Raw genomic sequence first — 10,226 nt, forward strand, 5'->3', positions numbered from 1 at the left:
TATAATGTTAATAATTGTAATCCAATTAGGGTGGGCTTAGTTCAGTATTGCCTTTTTTAAGTAACAACGCCTTCAAAGCAGCAAGGTTTATTAATATTTACCTTGACATAATACCGCTGCTCTATATACACTTATTTAGTATATGATCGAATAGAACTAGCTCTTCGTATCTCGTTTGTCTGTTTGCTCTTCTCTTTCCAACTTTGTTGCTCCACCGTAATGAAGTGCCTGATCTCGATCAGCAGATACTTGTCCTGCTTTTCTTTGTTTTGTTTCCTGTCTATCTTTTCCCATTAGTCATTCCTCCAATGTTTATATTCTTTTCTTATCTTTTCATGATTTTTTTAAATTATTACAGAAGAAAAAATTAAAGTGCGTGTTCAGACGAGTGAATTGTAATTTAACATACTATTCGCTAAACTTAGTATTAATGGTTGCCTTTGTCATAAACTTAAAGTATTTCAACTCCTAATTGAGAGGGTGTAGGTAAATGCAGGAAGTATCAATTTCTTCATTAGATAATCGGATTCATTTGATTGATGGTTATGATTTAGGAATAGCGAGGCGAACAGGTACATACGTAATAGATGATGAGCATCTTACGTTGATTGAAACAGGTCCAAGTCCTTCTGTGCCTTACATAAAAAGTGGGCTCGATTCTCTAGGCTTTTCTTTAGAACAAGTCAAATTCATCATTGTCACGCATATTCATTTAGATCATGCAGGTGGTGTAGGTTTATTTTTACAAGAATGTCCGAATGCAACCGTAGTAGTACACCCAAAAGGTGCACGACATCTTGCGGATCCAAGAAAATTAATTGCAGGAGCACAGGCGGTGTATCAAGACAGTTTTAACGATTTATTTGCCCCGGTCTTAGCTGTTCCAGAGGATCGTTTGGAAGTGAAAGAAGAAGGGGAAACGCTTAGGATCGGGGCTCAATCTGAATTAAGATTTTTGGATACCCCTGGACATGCACGACATCACCTCTCTATTTATGATCCTGTAAGTCACGGGATGTTTACTGGGGATACGGTAGGCGTACACTACAAACCATTAATGGACGATGGAATCGGTTTTTTTCTTCCATCCACTTCTCCAAATCACTTTGATCCAGATGCAATGAGGCGATCCGTTGAGCGTATTCGTGATTGGAAGCTGGACAGTATTTATTTTGGACATTTTGGTATGACAAAGAACGTGGACGTCGCACTTGATCAGGTAGAGGAATGGCTTGATGTCTTTATGAAGGCGGGAAAACAGGTCTTCTCAGAAAAAAAGGGACATGAGGAGCTTGCTGCAAGGTTACGAACGCATGTGGAAGACTATCTCAGAACGTTACAAGTGAATGATAACCATGAAGTATACACGTTCATCAATCTAGACATGCATGTATGTGCAATAGGAATAATGGATTATCTTAAAAAAGTTCAAGTCTAGATTTGAAAAAACCCCGCCAATACTTCCTGTAGAGGTGGGGCCAATAATAGAGGATGTTTAAAAAGTAGCTTAAAACACCTAATTGGATTCTAATGCTAAACTATCTAGATAGTCCTTTTAAAATCATTTGCGATAAATAACTTGGTATGTCAGACATAGGAATACGTTGTTTAATCTGATAAACGACGTACGGATTGACCATGTTAAACATAAGTATTTGAAACACTTCTGGATCTCCTTCACGAAATAATCCTTCCTTTTGTCCTTGAATAATAACTTTTAAAAATATTTTCTTCATATTAGATGTAACGAGCTGTTGTAGATCATCACCGATTTCTTTTGAATTCATTAATTGAAGCGACATATCATGAATTTTTCCATATCTTCTACTAGCCATAGTAAAATAATCAAATATTAATTCCAGTTTGGTGTCAGCAGGATGATTGGTTAATGAAATTTTGTTCTGTTCCTCATAAATTTCTGAAAAGATATCCATCGAAACTGCTGTTGCCAAATGGTATTTATTTTTGAATCTCCGATAAATTGTACCTACGCCAACGTTTGCTTCTTTAGCTACGTCTTCCACAGTAGTGTTTAATCCATTTTTTGCAAATACTTTTTTTGCCGCATCTAAAACCCTTAGCGTATTTTTATTTGCATCCTTTCTTATAGAAGGAGTGGACAATGCTATTCCTGTTGTTAAATTCATGTTTTGAGCCATAACAATACCTCCCATTTCGCTTAAACAGTGTAGCAGAATAAATGTTTTTTTTCTAGACTTGTTCTCTTTTAGTTGTGTAACCAAAATTTATTAATTAGAATAGAATATATAAAACGGAATATAAAATCCGTTTTATTCATACGAATTAGGGGAAATGAATAAATGTGCACAGCTAACGTTTCAAATTCTACAGGAAGGAGAGATGTTCCAATGAATGATGTTACAGGTAAATGGCTCGGATGGCTAGGTATCCTATCGGCTGTAATTGGTTTTTTTGTCATCCCGATTTGGCTTGGTAGTTTAGGTGTGATTTTAGGATTAATTGGATTAGCTAGTCCTCAGAAAACACTTGCTTGGTGGGCTGTTGGTCTAAGTATTGTTACATTTATTATACCGTATCTAAGTTAACCTTTTGTATAAAGTTTAATAAAAACGGAATATATACCCCGTTTTCTTAATATCATGTTAAGGACAAGACAAAACTGTGCACAGAGAATGCTTCCTCAAATTTTAAGTAAGGAGAGGTGTTATCATGAGTGATGTTGCAGGTAAATGGCTTGGTTGGTTAGGTATTATTTCAGCAGTGATTGGTTTTTTTGTTATTCCTATTTGGCTTGGTGGACTAGGCCTAATATTAGGCCTGATTGGATTAGCGAGTCCCCAAAAAGCGCTAGCTTGGTGGGCGATCGGCTTAAGTATCATTGCATTTATCATCCCCTATCTAAGTTAGGCATAGCATAGGCTAATAGATTCTCAGCGGTAACGGAAAACAGCTGATCCCGGCATCAAACAAATGGTGTCGGGATTTTTATGGTCATTTATCTTAAATGGTTTTAGGGATTCCCCTTGCTGAAGCGAGTTGGCTTTGTGTGAAAAATTTATCTAACAAGGTGCTATCTCTAGACGGGGGGCAATTTGATCCAATTGTCCGAGTAAATCCTAACAAATGACCGTCTACTTATTTCCTAAAAAGTAATACGGAAGTAATTATAATGATGCCTAGTCCAAATAAATAAAGTAATGGTGCATTTACGTTAGATGAAGGATCTTCTTTTTTTGAATCACTTGGAGTAACAGATGTATCTTCATCCTCATTATTTTGGTCAATAGATAAGTCGTCTGATTGTTTATCTTCGTTATTGCTATTGTCGTCTGGTGTTTGACTGGATACCGCAAATCCTTCATCCAGAAGTTTTGTCATATCTTTATAAGCAGTTTCTACATTATCTGACCGCAATATGACAGCAATCAGTTCCGTTTCTTGCCGTTTTGCTGATCCAACTACTGTGTATCTTGCCTCATCTGTAAATCCATTTTTGACTCCAGTAGCTCCGTCATATATCGAAAGTAAACGATTGTGATTGATTACTTTTTGTTCTCCTGACCAAGGAAGGCCCAATGTATTTGCATCCGCTTTTTCGTGGTTTTCTAGATCATTACTCCATAATTGTTCATCCCAATTATAGGCTTCACTTCCAACCATTTCTCTAAAAGTCGGATTTCTCATTGCATACTGAGTGATTAAAGCCATGTCATATGCCGTTGTATAGTGTTGGTCATCTGGAAGACCGCTAGCATTGACGAAGTTCGTATTCTCAGCACCAATTGAGCGGACGAAAGATGTCATTTTTTTAGCAAACGATTGCTCGGATTGTGAGATATGCTCAGCAACAGCTACAGCACCATCATTGCCTGAGTGAAGTAAAATGCCATATAGGAGATCTTTTAAAGGAATCTGATCCCCTTGTTTTAATGTCAAACTTGAACCAATGGTGTCTGCTGCGTGCTGTGAAACGGTGACCATTTCGTCCAAGTCATTTTCCTCAATCGCTATAATAGCGGTGACGATTTTTGTAATACTTGCAGGGAAATATGTCTCATTTTTATTTTTATCTAGTAGAATTTCGCCCGAATCACGATCCATTACAACCCAAGCATCTGCGATAATACTATTAGAGAAATCCTGCTCTGCTTGGACGAGACTTCCATTTAAAAGTAATAGAGGAATAACAATTAAGCTAAATAGTACTTTGTTCATCTTTCGCTCGATTAGGCGGGACAGAATTCGGTTAAGGAACTGCATATCATCATTCTCCCTTTGATTCTTTGATCTGATACGGTTGATAGGGATGTTTACAACACCCACTTGATCATTTGTCCATAACTTCTACATTCCATTTTGTTTGTTGGTAAGGCTCATTTATCCAGTTTTCAAATAGATCGGTTTTAACAGAAAGGGATTTATCAAGTGCTTTTATGATGCTTGTTTCGTCGATAGTTTTCCCTCTATTTGTTAGATAAAGTGTTTTTAAAAAATAGTTAAAATCGTCCTCTCCAATTTCTTCACGTAAAGTTAAAAACATGTCAGCTGAACGTGCGTACCAAGAGTCATAAAGTTCTGATCTACTTTTGAATCCGTATAATCCGACATCCATTCTTTGCTGTGGTGACGTATTGGTGAGTGAACGATTCCTTTCACGGTAAGTAGTTCTTAATTGTTCCCCTTTTTCGGATTTAGAAAATTGATCTTCTAAATAGAGAACGACACTTAATTCTGCCAATCCTTCATCAATCCAACCATTTTGAACTTCATTTACACCTACAGCATTATACCACCACATGTGACCAATTTCATGTGGTAGCCAATGCTCAATTTGATTGTCAGCGTACAGGTCTTTTGAAAAAATAGCTAAATTAGGATATTCTAGTGCAAAATTGGTATTGTATCCCGTTTCGATTACGGATATATTTGTGTAAGGTAGTTGACCATAGCGTGTCTCAAAAAGTGAATAGGAAGCTTGTGAGATATCGGTCAGTTGTTCCAAGTTTTTTTCTTCCGTTGAAGCAATGGAGATGGTCGTGTTCTTGTCTAACTCTAATCTTTTCACCTGATAATTCTTACTACCTGCCAACGCAAAGTTCCGCACGCTATTCACCTGCCAAGTAGTTGTTCTTCTATTGTTCCGAATCGTATCCGATACTAAGGTTCCAGAACTTAACCAATTAATGGAGGGAGAGCTTGTCCATTCAACGATATAATTGGCGAAGTTAAATAAAAAGGGATCGCCCATACCGATAGGATCAGGTCGATCAGCCCAATTCTTATTGTCATCCAAAACACCTAGCATCGGATACCATGTAGTAATGAGCCAGATGTCATCTTTAAATCCAAATCGGGTACCTTTTTGAGGGACAGGTGTTTCGAATTCAATATGAATCGTTAATTCTTTTTGTGCTTTTCGATTTTTAATGGACAATTGTTTTTGGTTATATGAAAAAGGGACTTCCTGTTCGTTTAATAGCACTTTTTTTATTCGCATCGGAGACCAAGAATAAGGGTAGGTATAAAATAAGATTGAATCTGTTTTCGGGTTATCAATGGTAACTTTAACTTCACCATCAATTTGGTAGTTTTCTTCATCCAAGTCAGCACGAATATAATAGGTTGGTAGTTTTTCGTTATTCTGTTGCATTGTGTCACCATCACTGGTGCTTGACACAATCTCTCTTGACTGCGTTTGTTTGGCGTTCGTAAGTCCAGAAGCTAAGTCGGTTGCTTTATCTCCAATTGTTGTTAATGTATTGTTTAGTAATGATTGTAATTGTAGTTCTGGGATAGCAAACAAAAGGGCTGTCGTGTAAAACAGTGTCATCATGCATATAGCTAATATCATTTTTGTGCGTTGTGGTTTCATCGTCAAATCGCCCCATCATAACGAAATATCTTTTATATCATATCATATTTATTTTGGTTCATCCTTCTGAACGTGATAAGATGCGCAAAGACAAAAAGCAGTGAAAGAGCGAAGGAAAGATCCGTGATAAAGGACGTTTTTTTTGGTTATTTTTTGAACATCCTCTATAATGTAAAGATTAAGTTAGTGCATATTTGTATAGGGAATAACAAATTATATTTTTACAAATGTAAAAGGAGAGTATTTAGAAGAATATTACTTTTATTGAGGGAGGAAGGGTTATGACAGTATGGGGTATTGTTGTTTTTTTGTTCATTAGTGCATTTGCAACCCTTCTTGGGGGAATTGCCGTAGTAAGAAAAAATTGGTCACAAGATACACTTAATTATATGATGGCTTTTGGAGCAGGGTTTTTGCTTGCAATTGCTATACTGGATCTCGTACCTGAAGGTTTAAGTCAAACATCGGATAATGCTATTTATATATTGTTGGGTTTTATGACATTGCTTGCCTTTCAAAACATCTTAACGAACCACTTTCACTTTGGATATGAAACACATATGGATAAGCATTCTGATAAAAAAGCTGGGGTCGGTGCATTCTTGGGGATGTCTATCCATAGTTTTTTTGATGGATTTTCGATTGTTGCTGGCTTTGAAGTGAGTTCGCAGTTAGGTTTTCTTGTTTTTGTAGCAGTGGTATTACATAAAATCCCTGATGGTTTAACAATATCTTCTATTGTTTTGACGGCATTTAATGATAAGAAAAAAGCATTTATTGCATCTGCAGTCTTAAGCCTTTCTACATTGTTAGGAGGAGCTCTCGTATGGATTATTCGTTATACGGGCGCCGCATCATCAGAAGTAAGTGAGTCGATTGCAAGAATTGGTCTATCCTTTTCAGCGGGCGTATTTTTATATGTAGCTGCTACTGATCTTCTTCCTATTGTAAATAAATCGGAACAAAGAAAAGTTGGGCTGTTTGTTTTTGTTGGTGTCATCGTTTTTTATCTAGTTTCGTTGCTCGTTGGATTTGCTGGATTGGAATAAACACTAAATGGAGCGAATGCCTCGATACATATTTCATCACGTAAAAGCAAATGTGTGAATAAAATTCCTTGCTAGCTCATGTTCCCCGCTAGTATGTGGATCTCGTACTGCTTTATCTCAACGAAAAGGTGCGCCGCTTTTCAGGGGTGACTTTTTACACATCCTTTATTGGGCAAACAAAAATTCACTTTACTAATTTAGGGAGATCGTTTCATTTTTAAGAGTTTTTAAAAAATGAGTTGGGAGATGGTAGTACAATCTATGGACGAACCAGTTTAAATGGCTAGGAAATATAAGAAAAATTATCTACCATTTATACTAAAATAATCCATTAATTAAACAATTCTATCTTTTTGTAAAAACTAGCTCCAAAAGTACTATCTTTTTTAACATGCCATTAACATAGATAACATATGGGTTTAATAATCTTCCTTTATAATTATTATAGACAGATAAAAAAGGAAAGAGGAGGAATTACTTTGCTTAAGAAAACATTGTTTAAGAAACTACTACCTGTTGCTGTTATTTCGGCTGTTGTACTTAGTAGTTTGGCAGGTGCAACATTTGATAAGGCAGAAGCAAAGAAGGGGGAAGATCAAGCAAGAATAAAAAATGTTATTTTCTTAATTGGCGATGGTATGGGACCTACCTATACAACTGCTTACCGCTCTTTTCAAGATGACAAATCAACTCCTTATTCAGAAAATACAGCATTTGAAGAATATTTAGTGGGTATGCAGGAGACCTATTCTTGGGATCCAGACCAAAGTGTGACAGACTCTGCTGCAGCAGCAACCACGATGGCAACTGGTATTAAAACATACAATGGTGCTATTGCTGTCGATATGGAAAAAAATAACGTAAAGACCGTACTAGAGCAAGCAAAAGAGGATGGAAAGGCAACAGGCCTTGTAGCCACTTCTCAAATCAACCATGCTACCCCCGCTTCATTTGGTGCACACAATGAGTCGCGCAACAATTATAATGAGATTGCCGATAGTTATTTTGACGAGTTAATCAATGGGCAACATAAGATAGATGTCATGCTAGGTGGTGGAACAGCCTATTTTGACCGCGAAGACCGTAATCTTACCGAGGAGTTTCAGCAAGATGGGTATAGTTATGTTACAACAAAACAAGAAATGGCTAATGATACGAACGACCAAGTCCTAGGCCTGTTTGCGCCAAAAGCAATGGACAAGATGATTGACCGTACGGAAGATGCACCGTCTCTCGCTGATATGACAGATTCGGCATTAGATCGTTTAAGCCAAGATAAAGACGGTTTCTTCTTAATGGTAGAAGGAAGTCAAATTGACTGGGCAGGGCATGATAATGATGCTGTTTCTGCTATGAGTGAGATGGCTGATTTTGAAGCTGCATATAAAGAAGCAATTGAATTTGCTAAGAAAGACAAGCATACGTTAGTAGTAACAACTGCTGACCACTCTACTGGTGGTATGACAATGGGACGTGATGGCGAGTACAAATGGGATCCTGCTCCACTAAAGGCTGCAAAGCGCACCCCTGATTTTATGGCTGGAGAAATTGCAGATGGTGCTAATGTTGAAGAAACATTAAAGAACTATATTGACCTAGAATTAACGCAAGAAGAGATCCAGTCTGTAAAAGGCGCTGCAGTTGAAGGCTCTACAGGCGATATTGATGCTGCAATTGAACGGATTTTTGACATCCGCTCTGGAACTGGTTGGACAACAGGAGGTCACACGGGTGTTGACGTAAATGTTTATGCCTATGGCCCTGAATCGGATAAATTCGCGGGGCTTAACGATAACAGTGAAACGGGTCAAAAAGTATTAGAAGTATTGAGCAATAATAGAAAAAAAGAAAAGTAATAAGGTTATTAACTACTTCAACAACGATACAAAAAGACACCTATACCCTTTTGAAAATAGGGTGTAGGTGTTTTCTTTATGCTCCAAGTGATGATGTTTCACTATGCTCTGTTCGGATCCATTGGTCCTTTACGATTTTACGTGCTCTGAATATTCTAGTCTTAACAGTTGATGTTGTAATGTTCAATTGGTTCGCAATTTCGTCATCCGTTAATTGACTGATAAATTTTAGTGAAAAAACTGTCTGAAGTTTAGGACTTAACTGAAGCATCTTCTCATTCATTTCTTCTTTCATTGAGAGCAATTCGATTTCACTTTCAACTGTACATAATGGTAGAAGGTCTTCATCCATTGAAAAGGTTATTTCTTCTAATGGTAAACAGGGTCTTCTTTTTTCGCGTCTCAGCATATCAATCGCAGTTCGAGACGCAATCGTTGATAGCCAAGCTCCAATCTTACTGTTATCATTTAGTTTGTCGATATTTTTGTATGCCTTCATAAATGTCTCTTGCACAACATCTTCAGCAAGGTGTCTATTTCTTATCACATTCATCGATGTACAAAAAACCCTATGGTAAAACTTTTCATAAATATCGTTAAAAAGATATTCCCTCATCTCATAAGAGTTTTCTTCCATTTCAATTTCCTCCAATTATCATTACTTAAAATAATTTTTAACAAAATCTGGCGTTTCGGTGTCGGCTATGCTTTTTATATAAGGATAGTTTGAATCCTCAAAGTAAAAGCCAATCACAAAGTCATCTTCTTGAGGGATAATTGTGTTGTCTAACAAGGATTGGATTTTATTTTTATCCTTAATAATTAGCTTATTTAACGCAATATTCTTTACTTGTTGTTGGAATAGTTTATAAACATCCTGTTTACCTTGGTTGGCTAAAATAACTGCATATTCAATGTCGTTCGCTGTTGTCACTGCATCCTCATATAGGTTTCGGTCTATCAACCATTTTTTAAGGTTACCGTAAGTAGATTTGAATTGGATGTTTCGTTCACTATTGTCATTCATTAAGATTCGGATGTTCGACATGCTACTAGGTTTTATCATGCTTTCGTATTTTTCGCTGTATAAATCATTCTTTAGTTGTTCGAAAAAAGTCGTAATTTGTGCAGGATCAAGTATTACTGCTTGACTTCTATTTCCTTCTGCCTCAGGACTGATGGTTATTTTATCTATTTTGTCACTGTTCACCTGAAGGACAGGGTTGTGTATTTCTTTATATTCTTTGGACTCGTAAATTGGCTTTAGATAGGTAGTATATTGTTGTTCATTTTTTATTGAGTACTCACGAACAACCTTGTTCCCATTTTCTAATTTATATCCCGAGTTTGGTGACATAAATTTCCAATCCCTTTATTGTCAAGGGTTTAAAGAGTTATTGTGATTTTTGTAGTCCTAACAAAATTGTTAAAATAATATGATTAACCCTTGATATATAGGGTATTTGG

General features: G+C 36.7%; 11 protein-coding genes. 5 read left to right on the forward strand and 6 right to left on the reverse strand.

The genetic code is table 11. The features are described 5' to 3' along the window. Positions 1 to 156: 156 nt before the first annotated feature. A complete protein-coding gene (locus tag NC797_RS17910) occupies positions 157 to 294 on the reverse strand; it encodes a YpzI family protein (protein ID WP_272438164.1) in 138 nt (45 codons plus the stop codon). A gap of 196 nt (positions 295 to 490) precedes the next feature. Between NC797_RS17910 and NC797_RS17915 the strand changes: the two genes are divergently transcribed. Next, positions 491 to 1,438, forward strand: a complete 948-nt coding sequence (locus NC797_RS17915; protein ID WP_272438165.1) for an MBL fold metallo-hydrolase — start codon at positions 491 to 493, stop codon at positions 1,436 to 1,438. Positions 1,439 to 1,538: 100 nt separating this feature from the next. On the opposite strand, the gene NC797_RS17920 is transcribed toward NC797_RS17915, so the two are convergent. Continuing rightward, complete coding sequence (locus NC797_RS17920) at positions 1,539 to 2,159, reverse strand: TetR/AcrR family transcriptional regulator (protein ID WP_272438166.1); 621 nt, start codon at positions 2,157 to 2,159, stop codon at positions 1,539 to 1,541. Positions 2,160 to 2,369: 210 nt separating this feature from the next. On the opposite strand from NC797_RS17920, the gene NC797_RS17925 reads away from it, so the two are divergent. Both NC797_RS17925 and NC797_RS17930 read left to right on the forward strand, forming a co-directional pair. Beyond that, complete coding sequence (locus NC797_RS17925; RefSeq protein WP_272438167.1) at positions 2,370 to 2,567, forward strand: hypothetical protein; 198 nt, start codon at positions 2,370 to 2,372, stop codon at positions 2,565 to 2,567. Between the two features lie 124 nt (positions 2,568 to 2,691). Continuing rightward, positions 2,692 to 2,889: a hypothetical protein gene (locus NC797_RS17930; protein WP_272438168.1), complete on the forward strand. Its 198-nt coding sequence runs from the start codon at positions 2,692 to 2,694 to the stop codon at positions 2,887 to 2,889. Between the two features lie 228 nt (positions 2,890 to 3,117). On the opposite strand, the gene NC797_RS17935 is transcribed toward NC797_RS17930, so the two are convergent. Both NC797_RS17935 and NC797_RS17940 read right to left on the reverse strand, forming a co-directional pair. After that, positions 3,118 to 4,242, reverse strand: coding sequence for a D-alanyl-D-alanine carboxypeptidase family protein (locus NC797_RS17935; protein ID WP_272438169.1), 1,125 nt, complete (start codon positions 4,240 to 4,242; stop codon positions 3,118 to 3,120). A gap of 67 nt (positions 4,243 to 4,309) precedes the next feature. After that, positions 4,310 to 5,854, reverse strand: coding sequence for a M1 family aminopeptidase (locus NC797_RS17940; protein WP_272438170.1), 1,545 nt, complete (start codon positions 5,852 to 5,854; stop codon positions 4,310 to 4,312). A 281-nt stretch (positions 5,855 to 6,135) separates the two neighbouring features. Here NC797_RS17940 and NC797_RS17945 point away from each other — a divergent pair, with 281 nt between their 5' ends. Together NC797_RS17945 and NC797_RS17950 are read left to right on the forward strand one after the other, a co-directional pair. Beyond that, complete coding sequence (locus NC797_RS17945) at positions 6,136 to 6,903, forward strand: ZIP family metal transporter (RefSeq protein ID WP_272438171.1); 768 nt, start codon at positions 6,136 to 6,138, stop codon at positions 6,901 to 6,903. Positions 6,904 to 7,382: 479 nt separating this feature from the next. Next, complete coding sequence (locus NC797_RS17950; protein ID WP_272438172.1) at positions 7,383 to 8,759, forward strand: alkaline phosphatase; 1,377 nt, start codon at positions 7,383 to 7,385, stop codon at positions 8,757 to 8,759. Positions 8,760 to 8,835: 76 nt separating this feature from the next. On the opposite strand, the gene NC797_RS17955 is transcribed toward NC797_RS17950, so the two are convergent. Both NC797_RS17955 and NC797_RS17960 read right to left on the reverse strand, forming a co-directional pair. Then, on the reverse strand, positions 8,836 to 9,396 hold the full coding sequence (locus NC797_RS17955; RefSeq protein ID WP_272438173.1) for an RNA polymerase sigma factor: 561 nt from the start codon (positions 9,394 to 9,396) through the stop codon (positions 8,836 to 8,838). Positions 9,397 to 9,417: 21 nt separating this feature from the next. Next, positions 9,418 to 10,116, reverse strand: a complete 699-nt coding sequence (locus tag NC797_RS17960) for a DUF6449 domain-containing protein (protein ID WP_272438174.1) — start codon at positions 10,114 to 10,116, stop codon at positions 9,418 to 9,420. Positions 10,117 to 10,226: the final 110 nt, after the last annotated feature.

The organism is Terrihalobacillus insolitus (genome assembly GCF_028416575.1).
GTDB lineage: Bacteria > Bacillota > Bacilli > Bacillales > Amphibacillaceae > Terrihalobacillus > Terrihalobacillus insolitus.